Raw genomic sequence first — 16,573 nt, 5'->3', positions numbered from 1 at the left:
TATCCTGTCCAGGTATCCCAAGATCAGTGATATCCTTTTTTGTCACTTTCTCAGCGTCGGACACATGCCCCTGACCATCATTTGCAAACTTATAAAAACCCTTGCTGTGCGGTGTATGTGTGGGGTGGGTGTACACCGTATCGCTGTCTGCAACCGTGCTCTCGCTGCCGTCCGATCCTTTTAGGGAGATAGTAGAGCCGAATTTCTTCAACTCATATTTTATCCCAGATGACGGCATACTGTTTCCAGAATTCGCAATACCTCCAGATGTGCCAGAGCTTGCCCCTTCTGTAATTCCACTTGCCCGAATTCCCACCTGAATCCTGCTGCTGGAAGGATCCGACATCGGTATCTCAATGGTAGTGATAGGCATTATCGTTGGCACGGTTTCTCCTGGCAGATATACTTTGACATTTGTGCCAATTTTAAAATGCGAAATATCAGCCTGCACATCAGCAATGTCGATTGCTTCCACATCGATGGAATGCAATGCACTTTGATACCCAAGAAGCCACTGTGCAGCAGTGTGCAGGAGAGATGCATGATCTTCATCATCCCATACAACCGTTTTTCTGATAAATCCGTATTGTTCTACGCCGGACTTGCTATAAATCATATCGCCAGATTTTACAAGATCCGCACTGACAAACGATGCAATAATAGATGTTGCTGCATTATCATCCTGTTTCGTGATATTGTCCCGCACATCGTTCCCATCATTTTGTGCCCCTGTTTTCCTGCCTAAAGGCACTACCGCAGTAATAATCTCTGTTCCGTCAACCTCTTTTTCACAGTTCATGAGATTCTTGGTATATCGTATCTCTTGGTCACACATCTCATTCGGTTCTGCAAGCCAGTCAATGATACCGGCGCAGTCTGGCTCTGCTGTGTATGTAATACGCAGGAATCCCCCTAGAGGTTTAATCAATTTTTCGTTAATCTCACTCCAATACGATGGCCGCTGTGTGCTGGAACGATGGATCGTCCCGACATTTCCGCTTTCTGTTACCTTTTCCACAGTTACTGTTCCAACACGGAAACAATGAGATTTGTCTTTTACAGCCGTATTATACATTTCAATATACTTCCGCAACGCCTGCTCTGGTGTCATGCTGGAAATAGAATACACCGGGACGGGTTCGTCGTTCAACCAGGCAAGTGCGCCCTCGCTGTAAAATAATCTTGCGCCATACATGGATTCAGAATACCCTGTAATCCTGCCGTAGTACAACAGCTTTTCATCCTGCCAGATCTTTACTAGAGACTTCATGCATCCGATCTTCTCATAGATACGGTTCTGCGGATATACTGTAAATTCAAAACTGTCCACAGCATTGACAGATAGATTCAGCATGGGATCTTCACAGTACTGTATCCCGTTAGCAAGACCCGTCTGGAAAAGCAGAGATCCATCAATTTCGGTTTTGTACATGATCACAATCCCCTTTCTAGCCATTTTGCCTGAACCTTCAATTCTCCTGGTTCAGATCTCACAAAAGCAAATTCTGACGATTCTCCGCCTTCCACCACAAAATCCGGTATCATGTCCTGCCAGCCCGTCCCTACCAATTCGTCATTGTTCAACCCATCATATTTAACGCCGCTTTCGTTTCTGGAAATCACACGATAAAGATAATACTGGTTTTCCGCATAGAGCATCGGTGAAACCGGCGATGTCCCGTTATTATGGATTGTCATAAAGATTGCTCGAAAAGCATCTTCAATATTCCCGGTCACGCTTTGACCCGGATTTGTATAGCCGGCAACAGAGCTTGTCTTACTTTCCAGCGCATAATTATATGGCTCACAATTTGCTGTGATTGTTACCGTTCCAAGCTGTCCGTCTGGCAGCAGAGCACCAACAGATACACGACCACTATAGTAATGATTTTTATCATCATCCAGAATCACTTTCATTTTCCTGCCGTGAAGCTTCGCCTGAAGAACAGCATATGCACTATTCAACTCCATTCGGCTGCACATAAATGTGAATTCAAATTTTAGATCCCTGTTTTTATAGGTGATGTCTCCGAAATACTCTGTATAGTCCAGCACACCGTCTGCGCCTGGAATGCTTACAGTCATATAATTGGGTTCTGCTTCTCCTATCTCATATGAATTCAGGATCATTCCGAACACATTATAAGAGTGCATTCCATCAAAGCTTACACCTTTCATATTGTAGAGACACCTCTTTTCGATCTCGTCTGTAATGTACCAAGCTCACGGTTCATTTCGGGGGCAAGTAGTTTCGCAACCGTCTTTTTGTCCATTGTGATCTCGTGACCGGACACTGTGAGGATCTGCGGCAGTAGTTCCGACAAAAGCGACAGGATCGCATACAGCATATCTTTCATACCGCCATTTTCCTCCTGTACTGCGCTTCTGACGTAGCTTTGCAGTGTACTGATTGGTGCGACTGCCTCTGCACCTGCTTCACCGCCAATCATAGCTGCCCCAGTATCAGGGTTCAGTCCAAAGATTGTAGGCTGGTTCAGCACTGCGCCTTTCGCATACCACTCAATTCCAAAATGTGGGACAGACGGAGGATCAATGCTGAATTCTCCTGTCATACTAAAATGCGGCAATTTGATTTCTGGAAGGCTCCAATTAAAGTCAAATATCCCTTTGAGCCAGTCAACAACGCCACTAACAAATGTTTTGACCGCACCGAATTTCTCTGAAACAGCCTCGTAAATACCGGAAAATGTATCCTTAAATCCATTCAGGAAACCACTGAGATAACCAGAAACGGTATTCCATAATCCTCCAAAAATATTGACCATGCCATTCTGCATATTCAGAGCACCATCTGTTGCTCTGTCCATATCTCCTGTGAGCAGTCCGACAATCATGTCAAACGCACCTTCAAAGGACTGGAATATACCCTCAATCACTTGAAAAATGCCATCAAGTGCAGAGATAAACCCGTTTAGAATACCAGTAACATACGACACAACGTATGCAAATACCGTTCCAATCACCGCAATAATCGGCTTTAACCAGTTTAAATTTTCCCCGATTTCTTGAAAATGCTCTTTCCACTTTGGCAGATGCTCTGCAATTGTGCTGCTGATTGTTGAAATAACAGGCGATATAAATGCAGACAGCGTACCGATTGCCGTTGCTACTGCATCACATGCACCGCTAAATAATGACATTGCCGTACTAGCAGCGCCACCACTCTCTACGAACGCAGACAACTTTTCTGTTAATGGCGAGACCGCTTCTTTCAAGTCATCCCATGCGCCTTTCAATGCATCCAGCACCGGCTGAAATGATTCTGACACAAATGAAGCGACAGACTGTGCCTTATCCCACCACTCCCCTAGTTTATCTTTGAACTCACCGATTTTCGGACTGATTTCTTGAAATTTTTCACTTGCCTTATCCACCAATCCAGACAATTTTTCCATTGCAGGATTGACAAATTCCTGTAAAATTGGTTCGCCGACTTCTGCTTTAAATTGCCGCCATTTTTCCGTCAGATTCGCCTGCGTATTTGCATACTGGTCTGATTCTTTTGCAGCTTGTCCAACCGCACCGGATGCAGTCATCATGTTCTGTGCGTATTCCAAACGGGTTGCTTGTTTTGTAGCTTCATCCAACGATTGCCATGCCTTGGTATCTGCAACAACACCTTTTTCTATAGCATAAGCTGCCATCTGTGTATCATTTGCAAACAAACCAATTGCTTCGCCGCCTTCATAGGATCCGTTCAAGAAGCTATTCAGTGCCCCCATAGAATCATCCAAAGACTTATCCCAGAATGCAGCTGCATCCGAAGCAAGACTAAGACCATCTGCGGCAAGCGTCGTTGCTGCTTCCACGTCAAAACCAAGCCCCTTGAATTTTGCCGTCATAGAGGTCATGCTTGCTGTCAGGCGTGTGTTGACAACGCCTGTGGCACTTGCCACGGCATCCAACTTCTTCTGCGCATTCTGAGCGTAATCACCCATAATCTGATCAAAGGACGAATTTTCCGCAGATACTGCCGCAGCGGCTTCTACGGCGTCTTTTCCGAATTCAACCAGCTTTCTTCCAGCTTCTGCTGCAAGTTCAATGAGCTTGGTAAATCCTTTTGCGATCAGATCTGCAATGGCGCCTTTCATGACAGTAAATTTACCATCCGTATTTTTCGCTTCATCGCCAAGGGTGCGGACGGAATCGCTTGCCTTGTCCGAAGAATCGTCCAGTTCGTCAACCGATTTTTCAAGCTTATCATCCGACTTTTTCAGATCATCCGTTGCATCTTCGACAGACTTCAGAATGCTTTTATTATATTCCAGCCCGGATGAAAGCGTCTTTATTTTATCAGCTGTTTTTTTCGCCTCATCCCCGCTTTCTCCCTGGCGCAGACAAAGGTCCTTATATTCTGTTTCAAGGGCATTCAGTTCCTTTTCCTGTTGCTTGATTTTTTCAGTCAGCTCTTTTAAGCCAACAGAAGCCGACTCTGATTTGTCTCCAAAAGAATCCGTTTCCTTTGCCGCATCACCAAGCGCATCGGATGTTTCTTCAATTTCTTTGCTGTGTCGAAATGCAGATTGAAATGCTTTTCCAATCTTTTTAAATGCCTTAGTCATACGGCTGTCGGCATTTTCTGCATCGCTCTGTGCTTCCTTAATCGCTTTTTTCGCTTCTTCGTTTTTTACGGCGATCGTGCCGAATAACTTAAACAGTTCGATGTCTCACACCTCCTATCAAAATTTCTGCGCTTGCCCAAATGTCATGTTTTGAAATTTCTTCACGTTTGCCGCCGCCAGCTTTGCACAGTCCTCTTTGCGTATGCCGCTTGTGCCATGTGGTTTTTCTTGAGCACACTCATCCATGAACTGCTGGAATGACTTTCCGTGCACCTTGTGCAAGAAAAAATCCCAACATTGCTGCTGGGATTCCTCCTCATATATTTTGCACACAGTTTCACAAAATGTATGCTGCTCCAGTGCAATACCGAGCAGCTGCATCGGGTTTGCATATCGTCGGAATATCAGTTCTTGGAATCCTGCGATTCCTCTTCCGCCGCAGATGGCAGCAGCTCCATGAAAAAATCACGCATCCCCTGAGATGTGAACATGGTGCGCAGCATGGCGGCATATGTACCAGCACTTGTCTTGCCGATTTCCTCTTCTGATTTTCCTGTCAGAGATGCGAGAAGCTGTTTCAGAATTGGCTCACACTTACTGTAATTTTTCAGAATAATAGCAACAACTTTTACCACAAGCAGTGCACCTACATCACGTATTGTTCTGTCGCTGCTAATAGCAGTTACTGCCCTTGCAACGGCAGGATCCTCTGCCATAGCTGCGATTTCGTCAGATCCAACAGCAGAAATTGCAGCAAAAAGGAGACCGAGATCATCCGCAGCCAGTTCACGCATTTTGATATCTTTTTGCATCATATATTACACCTCGCTCAAAGATGCCGCAGAAACTGTATCGATCATTTCTGGATAATAGATACTGATTCCGAGACTTGTCATTCTGTCGTTTTCCGCATATCCACGATACGCCTCAAAAGTAAGAGGCAAAACAGATGCCTCAAAGCTTTTTCCATCGATCTTAGCGCCGCTTGTACAGATTGCGTAATTAAAAATAACGATAATAGGCTTTCTGTTTTCTACAGTTTCGCCGACATAGGCAAGATTTTTTGCCCAATGTTCATCTTTGATCTCGTTGCCTGTATGTCCGATGCTGTATCCGCTTAACGCCTGCGTATTACTCATTGACATAAACAACGCCTTGCTTAGGATTTCAGGTGTAAGATCAAGTGCATTCACTGTGAGGGTCCCAGATTCCCCCGTTTTAACAACTCCACCCTTTACCTTTACGCCTACGCCGTCAATCGGCACATCGTATAGTGTGCTCTTGATTTCAAGGCTGTTTCCGCCGGATGTTGCACACAAAAGGGATTCGGCAAAATTAAACGCCGATGTGTCACTCCCCGACGATGATGATTTCAGTTCCAGACCGACGTGGATTGTGCCGGCACCAAGCAACACCCTGTCCATTGTTTTTGATGTCATTCCATGCTGACCTCTGTACATTTACATCACACTCCATTCCTGATAATTCAGATTGATTTGCAGTTTCTTGATTTTTGCATCATCCATTGGCACAGCAAGTGCACTTTGATAGTGGATCGCAATGGCATAAACGCCGTTTTTGATTTGATAAAAACCAGAAACACGTGGAAATGCATCACGAATTTTTGCGTGTGCATCCTCCAGCGTGCTCCATCTTGTCCCGATACCCGTCAGCAGAAATGTGCCCGACATCCTGCCATCTTCTGTTGTAACTGGACTGCTGCTGCAATGTCCAACGAAATACAAATCCGGCAGTTTCCCATCAGTACTGTAAATCTCATACTGATAAGGCAGACCGTATTCTGCCATTCTTCCTGCAACCGCTTCCAATAGTTCTTTTGTCATTTCATCTTCTCCCTGAGCAGCTGCGCCATACGATTTTCTGCCAGCGGCTTTGTCTGATCAAATGCGTGCTGTAGTGTATGCCGTGGCATTTTACCGTCTGTCTTGTAAAACTCTGTGCCGTCTTTCCCTTTCACGACAACGACCTCACCCTGATATGTCGGCTTGCGCTTTCCAATATATCCTTCCACAGGGATGTACCACGGCGTTTTTCTGCCATCTCCGTTTGAGGCATGGACACCTGTGCCAAATTCATTCCAGATAGCATTTTCCAGCGGGCTGCCTACTGTCACTTCGTTTTCAGTAACGACATGATCCCAGGAATTTTTCAGCTGTCCGTTGTCCACTGGGGAATCAGAAGCAGCAGCAGATTCAAGCTCCGCTCCTACCTCTTCCAGGTATCGTCGCACCGTACTGTCGAGCAGATCACATGCTTTTACTGTATAGGTTTCCAGGCTCACTGTGCCACACCTCCCGTGTACCGCAGGTATATTTCCAGCTGAGAACCATCTCCCATTTCCATAGGATTGTCAATTTGCAGCACATCATACTGCTTACCTTTGGCGATTAGCCGGCAGTTTTCCGGTGTGATCACCTCCGGTATTGGCACATAGTCCGCAACAAAAATATGTGTAGACTGCTCTGTTTTGGCATTGTACGTGGTATATCGGCTATCACCACCGGACATATCCAGCCAGCCCCATATCGTCATAACTGTTTCAAGAGCCTGCTCCGCTTCTCCGATGCTGTTCACCGTGTTTTTTACCTGTACCAGCTGCGCCTCAATATTCCCGTCGATCATTCCGTACATGACTCAGAACCTCGCTTTCCGATATCTGTCCAGAAACTTTACCAGCCGCTCAGGAACGCCGAAAACGCCGCTAAAGGCATCTTCTCCTGCAAAGGATACACTGTGTCGGCTGATAGTTTCGGATGATATACCAGCCTTTGCATCGGCTTGCTGTGCGGCACGGCTCAGCTTATACTTCATGATGTCCACACACCCCATCACCACATCAGGCGGATATATTACACGATGCAAAACAGCATATTCCGTATCATCTGGATCAGGATTCAGCTTGCTTTCCTCCATCACCGTGTAAATCCCGTTTCCATATGGCATACCGGAGATCAAGACAGTATCTCCGACGGATATGTGCCGGTTGGTCGACAGCATCACGCCGTCTTTTATCGCCGTTTCATGGGAGAAAAATCGCTCCGTAAAAGTGTTGTGCGTTTCCTGCCGGATGGCAATTTCTAGTGCCTCCAAGCGTGCTTCCAGAATTGCATCCGTTTCCTCTGTATCTACAAATTTACGGAGGTATTCGACGGACATAAGCATACCGCATCACCTCCGCCATTACTTTTTGAATTTTGCAAGCACTACCTTTGACGTATTGGAAAGTGCAACGGTATAGAACTTGTCAACGCTGATATCCGTCTTTCTGGAAAGAGTCTGGCGTTCTGTCTCAACGTTTGTATCACGCTTTAGATATACTGTCAAAGCGGATGCCTCGTCTTCTGTTTCGTTGTCCTGGTTCAGCTTTACAACTGGGCAGAAATAGCACGCTGTTTCTACCTTTGTTACCTTATCGCCGATCTTTGCGCTTGGCAGCGTCTTCTGTACGTCTGCCAGATTTGCAGAAGTGATCGCAGTGCCGGATGTGCTGTCAAACTTGTACCATGCATCATGCAGCGGCACTTTCTTTGACGGCACTACACGGCAGTTGGCGATCATGCCGATCTCGCCGGTCAACATCACGCCTGAGGTGTACTTGTCCGCACTGATGAAATCAGAATCCTTGCGCAGCTGAGTTACCTGCTTCGGATGCACAAAGATTACTTTTTCCGTGTTGACCTCCTCGTCAAAAAGGTCGATAGCATCCACGATTCCTGTATATTTGATAGCAGCAGAAGAGCCATCGAAGGCAAGCTGTGCGCCTTGCAGTGCATCCATTGCATCTGCATCAACCTTGGCTGCGATTGAAGCGGCAAGCTGATTGTTGGTTTCTGCCACAGGGTTCCCATAGCCGGAAAGCACGGCTTCATCTGTCAACTCCACCGCCTTCATCGCCTTCTTTACCTTTACAGTGGTGGTGCTTGTCTGTAGCTTTACCGTTTCGCAGTTTGCGCCCTCTGCGATATCTTCTGCATCGCCGATATAGCTGTACTGGGGTACGGTTACGGTGTCGCCGGGTACGCCTTGTAAGGTGGTATCCACTTTCGCAAAAGGCGTTACCACGATTTTGGCTTCGATTTTTGCGGAAATCATATCCGCCATGACCTGAGGATTGATCAGGTCTGCGATAGTTGTTGTCTGATTTGCCATAGTTTACTCTCCTTTTCTACCTGTCAGGCTGTTGTAAGCGTCCGGATCTGCTTTGTACAGTTCCAGCCGCTGCTTATACGTCATCTTGTCAAAAGATTCTTGCGTAACACTTACAGTGCCGTCTGCTCTCGGCAGCGGTTGTGGTATCACCTGCCGCTTTTCCTGTTGGCTGAACTGAGTCGGATACTGTGCTTTCAGGGATTCCAGGGTGCTTTCCCAACCAGTAAGCTTTCCATGCTCGTCAAGCGCAAGACCATCCACGGATTGTAACTTGAATGCAAGATAATCTGTATCCAGCGCACCGGATTTCAACAGTTCCAATTGAATTGCGGCATCCAGTTTTACCTTTTTCAGTTCTGCTTCTAACTGCGAAATGCGTATCTGATCCTGCTGCTGTGATGCTTGTGCACCTGTATTTGCCTTGTTCTGCTTCTGTGCCTGCTTCAAATCGTTCCTGGTTTGTTCCAACTGTTCCTGCAAAGCGTTGTATTCCGCTTCTGTATAGGTTTTTTCAGCTGGATCTGTGTTACCGTCTGGACAGTTTTTCTGCGGTTCTGCACCTGCCGGTTTTGTTTCTTCTGCCATTGTGATTGCTCCTTTCGTGATTTTGGTATAAAAAATGCACCTGATCGCTCAGATGCAGATTTTTATGATTTTTTGAAATGCTTACTTCTGATTTGTTCCGAGAACGCTTCGTTCAATGCGATCTTCGACACGGCGGTTCATCCACATAAGTGCTTCCTCAATATGTGTCAGAGCACAAGCATTCTCTCTGCATGCAAATTCGCCGCTCTGAAAGCCTTTGAGTCGGTCACGAACAATCTCTAGCAGATCGGTATCAAGAATACCGTGAGTGCTATCAGGAAGATTTCTTGCGCCATTCTGGAAGGCAATCTCAATGGGTTCATCGCCACACATCACGATATACTCATGATGTGCGCCACCGTTTCCTTTTTCGTCAGCTGCAAAAACTTGATTCAGCTTTTCTCTCTTCTGGATTGTGTTCAATTCTCTCATAATGTTTTTCCTTTCAAAATAATAAAATTAAGAACAGCCGCAGCCCTCGGCTTATCGTCCTTCGTTGTCCATCCCTCCGCCGTTTTCAAGGGGCGTCATTTGAAATGATACCCTTATCCCCACGGTCTGGGTGATTGTGTTTTTTTGTGCCGGCAAGTGGCGTTGTTAAAGCTTAATATTTTCAATGGCTGCACGAGTTTCTAGGCATGCGATGTAATCAGCCATTGCCTTGACTTGAAAATTATAAATCCCTCTTGGACAGGTAGGGTTAAAATTTAATTCTCCTCTATCCCATCTTTCAAGCATACTTTTAAGCTTGTTAAAGCGGATTACAAGCTGATAATACTCAGCCTTAAATCTCTCCTTATAATCGCTACTGTTCATCATCTCAATAGTGTCTGCCAGTTCCATAGTTTTCATTTCCATAATTAATTTCCTTTCTGATTCTGGGTATAAAAATAGCACCTCGGTTGAGATGCTTATTTCTCGGATGCTTCTCCTGTTAACGCATTGTAGATATCACACATTACGGCGCACAGTCCATTGTATCCGCAAGGATCATCCATAAAATCGGAAATTGTCAGTTCCGACATTTCTTTTAGCTTGTCAAACATAATATTTTCCGCTTCGTTATATTAATCTTTTGTCATTGACAACTCCTTTCAGGCATAAGAAAAGCGCACCGCATGGTACGCTTCTCATTCTTCAAATTTGAAAAAAATTTTTCCAGTCCTCTTATAAATCAGCTCATTTTGCATTTTCGCTTTTTCCACAACATCCTTTGGAGTATCTTTTGAAAATACTCTGCCTTTTCCTCTTAAAAAATATTTTTCCCATTCCAATGGATAATCAACCAGCATTTTCATCAACCCCATTCAACAAAATATTAACTACGTTTCTGGCTGTTTTTCTCGGCTTCTTAGTACAGCATTCTGCAACGCATTCTGAAATAAATTCGTCCAATTCTTCTTCCTCGCATAATCCATATACCGACAAAACATTTTTCTTCATCTCAATTATATCACTTCCAGAAAAACCTGTCAAGCTATCAAAAATAGATTTTCGTATTTCTTTGATTTTATCCAGCCTTTTTTCGTAATCAGGAACAGACTCTTTTAGCTGTTTTTGCAATGCGTGCCCAAGTTCATGCCGAAAAGCGTGGTACGGAGAAGAAGTAGACCACTTCCCCGACTTTTTCATATCAGATGTCACTTTTGAAATTATAGTCTTTCCATCTTTTCCTCCTGCGCCATAAATGGAAATAACTCCGCTGTTATCATTGTAATCGCCATAAATACCATCATTTTCATACGGTTTCACCTCAACGCTTCGCACGCTCGATAATTTCCTGAACTTCTCTTGAAATCTATCGTATTCGTCAGAAAACTCCTTTGCTAACTGAGGCGTAATCTCAGGTGATCCACTAACCTTCTCAAACTTGACGCTATAACTTCCTTTTAGGTGCTTGATTTTCTCCGACTGATACGTTTTACCCGTACCACCATTATCCTTCGGTGTTTTTACGTCAACCTCAACTGCCTTACCGTCAAAAGGCTCACCCTCATTTGATAGCTCAGTAACATTCTCTGGATCCTTTTCCAGATTCTCTGCTTCTTTCAAATACAATGCCTTGAATTCTCGGTATTCATCACTATCTATCTTTACGAGCTTTCCGGTTTCGCCATCCATTTTCATGCGATCATTTTCCAAATCTGATGTAACCGCCCATCTCGGTCTAATATTGACACGACATCTGCAATTGACATCCTCTGACGCAATCCCAAATTGATGCGGCACCATTGCCTTGTGTCCGGCAACTTCAAACGGTTCATCCAATTCTCGCACTTGCCCATCCAGCTCCACGTGATGTGGTCTTGTGGCTCTGTCCATGGTGGAGTCCCACTGTTTTACCATATCTGCGCCGGCTTCTTTTGCGTCCGTTGCCGCATCCAGTCTCGCTGCATTTGCCACACGGTTGGATTCTGTTCTTGCGATAGTCTTTGCTTTCCCAAGCGCCCCGCCCTTCATGCTAGCATAATCGCCGATCATCTTTGCGGTAATCTGATGTGCCATGTCGTTGACGCTTGTCCCGGCTGCAAATCCCGCTGATATCACATCTGTGATGTGTTGCTTCAGCGACTGCAAATCCTCTCCAATGGAGTCGTACAATGGCTTCGAAAGCTTTGTATCTTGTTTTACCGCTTTCGCAGCCCTATCCTGTGGTATCGACATGACCAAAGGGATCCCATCCGCATGCAGCTGGTACATTGTCTGCACTATACCATCTGTATAGCTTTCTCGGATATAATCGTCAACGGTTTCATATGTTTCGGCGTGCAAGGCTTTCAGAATATCCTCCAGCTGATTTTTCACAGCAGTCTGAAACTGTTTCTGATAAGCAATAGACTGTTTATTTTTTTCGTCTGTACGCTCATCCAAATTATGTATACGCTCGTTGACCTGTTTCAGCGCATGCTTATATGACCGCTCCAACTGTCGCATAATACGCTTTTCCTGTTGTAAGTCATACAGTGCTGCTTGTCTCTGCTGCTCCGTCATCTACATTCACTTCCTGCACCGTCTGTATTAGTGCCTCGAGCCCTCCATCATGAGCCTTTTCTATCGATCCTCTCACTTCCTCCTCATTCAGTTCCAGTATTTTGCAAAGCTCCGTCAGAACGGATTCTACGCCGATCTGTGAAGCAGCAGAAAGAAGCGAGTTTACACGCACCTGTACTGTTTCTGCATTTGTCTTTTCCATTGCGGCATTGTCTGATTCGTTTGTGATGCATTCACGAGTAAAGTCCATTTTTACATCCGACCGATTATATGCTGTACCATGCTCCCGATTGATCTGTTCCAGTACTACGTCCAAAATACCGCCCATCATCTGGCGCAGATTCGTTTCAAGTTTATTGCATTTGATATCCAGCAGGGCATACCGAGAACGTATCACTACATTTGTGATATTGCCATCACCGACCTGTGTGGAATCAAATCCCATCCCAAACTGGTAGATGTTTTCCTTGTCCAGTTCAAGCTTGACTTTTCTAGCCTCATATGGGACAGATACGGTTTTCATATCAACACCGCCACCCACAGATGTGCCAATATATTTCTTTGTTTTGATATTTTGCACCAGTTCCCCGATGCTGTCTCCATCAAAACCGGATACTACAACAAGATACTCCGACGCATCCTGCAAATTATTGGATAATCCGCATGACATCAGATCATAATCATCAATCAGTGCCTTAATTGGTGCAAGCCCGGATACCTGATCCCGGTTATTGTCCAATCGAAACCACGGCAAAAAGCCAAGTCCCTCCCAGTATGTATCATCGCTGTTGCTTTTTTTATATAACACATGTGGGCATGGGTTCGGGGCTGATGGCTCGCTTTTATCCAATTCCAGTCCCCCACTGTCAATCTGTGTATAACGCCACGATTGCGTATCATCCATGACAAGCACCTTTTTCACTTTGTGCCCTTCCATATCTGTCCGCTGGATATATTGGTAAATCATATAATCCTTATGGTCAGATGTGTACCTGCCGTCCGCCTCTATGGTACAGAGCGGATCAGCACACTGAAATGCGAGTCTGCCATTATCACCAAGATATGCATACATCCATCCCCATCCGCATACGACAGCATCTGTGCATGTATCAGCCAGCTCTGCACGGAATCTATCATTTTCGTTGAAATAGATATCCAGTTCTTTTTGCAGCTCTTGATCCTCCGCTGTAACAATCCTATCTTTACGGCTGAGAAGATACTGCACCTCCTGGTCAGCAAGCTCCGCAAAAAATGGATGCGGTATCTTGATGTTGCTGCGTGTTTTATCCTCCTGCAATTCTCCGTTAGCGTCATAATAAAACAGACGATAATTTTTAATATCATGATCGGCATGATAATATCTGCACCCAACACGTGCCTGAATCTTTCGATTGTCCATGTCGGATGATGATAGAATGGACTGGATCTCACCAGTAGATAGCATAAGTTTCACCCCCCCGCTTATATAAGCCACTGCGAAAGCGGCTTCGGATTTTCATAGACGCCAGTCAGAGCATCCGGTGCATCGTCGTGTGCATTTTTGCCGTCTCTCTGGTATGACAAAACTGCCTTTGCAAATTCCGGAAACCGATCTATCCAATTCACCGGAAAATAAATGTGATGCATGACCGATGTGCTATTTGACAAGATACGGGCAACCTTGTTTTTAGACTGGTGAAACCATTTCACAGTTGTGTGCCGATTGCCCAATTCTCTGCATTCCCGTTCCACATTTCTGGCAAAGCCTCGGCCGCCGTTATTAGATTCGATGATAGCACAGCCCACATGATGTTTTGTCAGCATTTTTGCCGTTTCCGGTTCTGTCACTTCCATCGCAGCTTTGGTATAAAGCACATCTAAAATGTAATAATCATCTCCGTACATCCCGTAGCAGATCGAACACAGATAATCGCCGCCCGTATCCGCTGTATCAGTGTAATTCAGGACATACCGAAACAACGGTTCCTGGTTTTCGTCCTGTGGAATCTGCGTGTATGTCTTGATGTTTGTATATAACCTGCCTTTCAGGTCAATGGGTTCTTGCTGGTAATTTGCGGATGCAATATCCGCACCCATCGCCTTGATTTTGGCTTGATATGATCTATGAGACAACACATCCGGGCATAGCATTGTGCCGTCCTCTTGTAATGCTTTCATGCAGATGTGACGCATCTTAGCTCCAGATTCTGTGAAATGCGCAATGGCACGACCTGCAAGGTCATCAGATGCCCACCGTGTCATGATAATGATAATCTTTCCTCCCTCTTCCAAACGGGAAAGCATTGTATCCGTAAACCATGACCAGTGCTTTTCTTTGACCATCTCGTTATTGGCTTCTTCTGCGTTTTTGATCAAGTCATCGATAATCAACAGCATCGCACCGAAACCGGTTGCCGTACCTGTCGGTGATGTGGCAAGGTAGTTGTTATAACCGTTTTCCAGACTCCACAGGTTCATAGCGCCGTCACCACGCTTGATCGTGATTTCAGGGAAAACATCAGAAAAAACAGGCTTATACAAATCTGCTTTCTGTTCCATAATGTCATTCCGGACATTTTTGGAGAACATGGTGGAAAGTGTCTCGTTATATGAGCCTGTCATGATTTTCTGAGTCTGATCACGGCCAAGTGCCCATTCAACCAGTAAGCCGGCAGTGCGGGATTTCCCATGCCGTGGGGGGACATTGATAATCATCACTTCATCTTCCGACTGGATGAAATCCTGGAATGCGTTGCAGAGTTCTACAAGATATTTTCTTTCGGGCTTATAAAAATCCGGTGCTTTTAGATTGCAGTAAGCAAAAAAGTCACGCCGTGCCAATTCTATTTTTGCACCGAGCCGGATCAGTTCCTTATCCACTATCAATCAGCTCCCGCAGTTCCTCGGTGGTAAGATCTGCAAATGGGTTTTCCTGTTTGACAGCAGCATCGACTTTTACGGTATACTCCCCGGTCATCTTATTCAGCGTATCAATCGCCCGGATGCGGTCGGTTGTGTCGTTTTCGGCGTCCTTTGCCAGGTCGGACAAAAGGGCTTGGCGCTCTCGTGCGGTCATGATGCGGTCGGTTTGGGCGGCTTCGGACAGTTCACGGATGTATGTTGCAACACTAGGATTTTCTAGGATTTTGCACGCATCAGAACTGGCATATTTTTCAGAATATCCAGCTTTCAACGCACTCTGTACGATGTTGCCGCATTCGTGATAATATTCTGCAAATTTTTTCTGCCTGCCCGTCAATGCGGTCACCGTCCTTTCTATTGGCATGAAAAACGCCGCCCAGATCACTCCGGCGGCGTTTGTATCTTTTTCTATGTTATTATTATAGCACGGATTGTATGTACAAGTCTATACAAACTTTTCGATTTCAGCAAGTGCCTCTCTGTGCCAGTTGTGAAATGATCCCCACGAGCACGGCATCTCCACGCAGACCTGTTCGCAGGTCATGCAATCGATGTAACGATACCGCATCAATCGTCTAAGATCAGGTGGCAGAGAATCGATTGCATCCTCAATTTTAGTCTGCTCTTCAAGTAGATCACACTGTTTTTTCTTGTACAGTCTTTCCAGAGCATCTTTTTTCTCCACGTACCGCTGCGCCTCAGAAAGCGGTTCTCCACGCTGATGCGGTGTGTCACCGTATGCCATGCCATGACAGCCCTTGTTCTCCTCCAGTGCTTTCAGCCGCCTTGCAATGTCGGCAAGTTCACGGTGGATACTGCCGTATCGGCGGAGTTCTTCTTTGGTCATTGCATCTCCTCCAATTCCGACAATTCCGGCAGTCCGACCCGCCGCCGTTCCACATTGCACACCTGCCGCAGGTCAATGCTGTGCAGCGTCAGTGCTGCATAGTACGGCGTAAACAATTCCCGTTCCACCGCCTTCAGCTGTGCCAGATCGTTGTCACTCCGTGATCTGGCGTAGCGCTGCAACGCACTGCGGTATTTGTTCATCTGCAGCCGCAGGACGTGCTCTGCGATCCACAGACAGCCCTCATTGTTCTTGCACATGGTTTCACCGCCAGCGTCTTTCCGGAACTCCGGGCAGGCGGTCACGCAGTAGGTTTCATACACCTCGCCTGTCGAGCCGTTGGCTTTTGGCGTGTACTTTCTCTCCGCCGTCCAGCCCTCCACAGGCTGGAATGCTCTCGACCAGCTGCACCCCGTCGATGCACTGGGGACAGCATTCTTGCACTTCCAGCAAATTGATGATTTCTTCGTTTGGTTGGTTTCCATGTCGTTTCCTC

Annotated in this window: 21 protein-coding genes; all 21 read right to left on the bottom strand. The window is 45.8% G+C overall.

Features of this window, described 5'->3' with window-relative positions:
- Positions 1-1,432: phage tail protein (locus tag QZ375_RS09300; RefSeq protein WP_295218246.1), on the bottom strand; the 1,432-nt coding region annotated here is incomplete at its 3' end.
- A 2-nt stretch (positions 1,433-1,434) separates the two neighbouring features.
- Positions 1,435-2,178 carry a hypothetical protein gene (locus tag QZ375_RS09295; protein ID WP_295218244.1) on the bottom strand — a complete coding sequence of 248 codons (744 nt, stop codon included), beginning with the start codon at positions 2,176-2,178 and terminating at the stop codon, positions 1,435-1,437.
- Positions 2,175-4,583 carry a hypothetical protein gene (locus QZ375_RS09290; RefSeq protein ID WP_295218241.1) on the bottom strand — a complete coding sequence of 803 codons (2,409 nt, stop codon included), beginning with the start codon at positions 4,581-4,583 and terminating at the stop codon, positions 2,175-2,177. The genes QZ375_RS09295 and QZ375_RS09290 overlap by 4 nt, the downstream gene beginning before the upstream one ends.
- A gap of 404 nt (positions 4,584-4,987) precedes the next feature.
- The gene (locus tag QZ375_RS09285) at positions 4,988-5,398 is read right to left on the bottom strand and encodes a hypothetical protein (protein ID WP_295218239.1); all 411 of its coding nucleotides are present in this window, start codon (positions 5,396-5,398) and stop codon (positions 4,988-4,990) included.
- Between the two features lie 3 nt (positions 5,399-5,401).
- A complete protein-coding gene (locus tag QZ375_RS09280) occupies positions 5,402-6,022 on the bottom strand; it encodes a hypothetical protein (RefSeq protein ID WP_295218237.1) in 621 nt (206 codons plus the stop codon).
- Between the two features lie 21 nt (positions 6,023-6,043).
- Positions 6,044-6,427, bottom strand: a complete 384-nt coding sequence (locus QZ375_RS09275; protein WP_295218235.1) for a hypothetical protein — start codon at positions 6,425-6,427, stop codon at positions 6,044-6,046.
- A complete protein-coding gene (locus tag QZ375_RS09270) occupies positions 6,424-6,885 on the bottom strand; it encodes an HK97 gp10 family phage protein (protein WP_295218233.1) in 462 nt (153 codons plus the stop codon). The genes QZ375_RS09275 and QZ375_RS09270 overlap by 4 nt, the downstream gene beginning before the upstream one ends.
- A complete protein-coding gene (locus tag QZ375_RS09265) occupies positions 6,882-7,235 on the bottom strand; it encodes a hypothetical protein (RefSeq protein ID WP_295218231.1) in 354 nt (117 codons plus the stop codon). The genes QZ375_RS09270 and QZ375_RS09265 overlap by 4 nt, the downstream gene beginning before the upstream one ends.
- A gap of 3 nt (positions 7,236-7,238) precedes the next feature.
- Complete coding sequence (locus QZ375_RS09260) at positions 7,239-7,760, bottom strand: hypothetical protein (protein WP_295218228.1); 522 nt, start codon at positions 7,758-7,760, stop codon at positions 7,239-7,241.
- Positions 7,761-7,784: 24 nt separating this feature from the next.
- A complete protein-coding gene (locus QZ375_RS09255; protein WP_295218226.1) occupies positions 7,785-8,753 on the bottom strand; it encodes a N4-gp56 family major capsid protein in 969 nt (322 codons plus the stop codon).
- 3 nt (positions 8,754-8,756) lie between these two features.
- Positions 8,757-9,338: a phage scaffolding protein gene (locus QZ375_RS09250; protein WP_295218223.1), complete on the bottom strand. Its 582-nt coding sequence runs from the start codon at positions 9,336-9,338 to the stop codon at positions 8,757-8,759.
- Positions 9,339-9,419: 81 nt separating this feature from the next.
- A complete protein-coding gene (locus QZ375_RS09245) occupies positions 9,420-9,770 on the bottom strand; it encodes an ABC transporter ATPase (protein ID WP_295218221.1) in 351 nt (116 codons plus the stop codon).
- 165 nt (positions 9,771-9,935) lie between these two features.
- Positions 9,936-10,196, bottom strand: a complete 261-nt coding sequence (locus tag QZ375_RS09240) for a hypothetical protein (RefSeq protein ID WP_295218219.1) — start codon at positions 10,194-10,196, stop codon at positions 9,936-9,938.
- Between the two features lie 53 nt (positions 10,197-10,249).
- The gene (locus QZ375_RS09235) at positions 10,250-10,384 is read right to left on the bottom strand and encodes a hypothetical protein (RefSeq protein ID WP_295218217.1); all 135 of its coding nucleotides are present in this window, start codon (positions 10,382-10,384) and stop codon (positions 10,250-10,252) included.
- An 84-nt stretch (positions 10,385-10,468) separates the two neighbouring features.
- A complete protein-coding gene (locus QZ375_RS09230; RefSeq protein ID WP_295218214.1) occupies positions 10,469-10,630 on the bottom strand; it encodes a hypothetical protein in 162 nt (53 codons plus the stop codon).
- Positions 10,620-12,329 (bottom strand): phage minor head protein, encoded by a 1,710-nt coding sequence (locus QZ375_RS09225; RefSeq protein ID WP_295218211.1) that lies wholly within the window; start codon positions 12,327-12,329, stop codon positions 10,620-10,622. The genes QZ375_RS09230 and QZ375_RS09225 overlap by 11 nt, the downstream gene beginning before the upstream one ends.
- Positions 12,295-13,773, bottom strand: a complete 1,479-nt coding sequence (locus QZ375_RS09220; RefSeq protein WP_295218209.1) for a phage portal protein — start codon at positions 13,771-13,773, stop codon at positions 12,295-12,297. Before QZ375_RS09220 ends, QZ375_RS09225 begins: the two co-directional genes overlap by 35 nt.
- Positions 13,774-13,790: 17 nt before the next feature.
- Positions 13,791-15,188, bottom strand: coding sequence for a phage terminase large subunit (terL, locus tag QZ375_RS09215; RefSeq protein WP_295218207.1), 1,398 nt, complete (start codon positions 15,186-15,188; stop codon positions 13,791-13,793).
- On the bottom strand, positions 15,181-15,594 hold the full coding sequence (locus QZ375_RS09210; protein WP_295218205.1) for a terminase small subunit: 414 nt from the start codon (positions 15,592-15,594) through the stop codon (positions 15,181-15,183). The genes terL and QZ375_RS09210 overlap by 8 nt, the downstream gene beginning before the upstream one ends.
- An 81-nt stretch (positions 15,595-15,675) precedes the next feature.
- Positions 15,676-16,077 (bottom strand): DUF1492 domain-containing protein, encoded by a 402-nt coding sequence (locus tag QZ375_RS09205; RefSeq protein ID WP_295218203.1) that lies wholly within the window; start codon positions 16,075-16,077, stop codon positions 15,676-15,678.
- On the bottom strand, positions 16,074-16,562 hold the full coding sequence (locus QZ375_RS09200; protein WP_295218201.1) for a hypothetical protein: 489 nt from the start codon (positions 16,560-16,562) through the stop codon (positions 16,074-16,076). The genes QZ375_RS09205 and QZ375_RS09200 overlap by 4 nt, the downstream gene beginning before the upstream one ends.
- Between the last annotated feature and the right edge of the window lie 11 nt (positions 16,563-16,573).

Source organism: Ruminococcus sp., assembly GCF_019417665.1.
Taxonomy (GTDB): domain Bacteria; phylum Bacillota; class Clostridia; order Oscillospirales; family Ruminococcaceae; genus Ruminococcus_C.
This window is presented reverse-complemented; position numbering and strand designations above follow the sequence as displayed.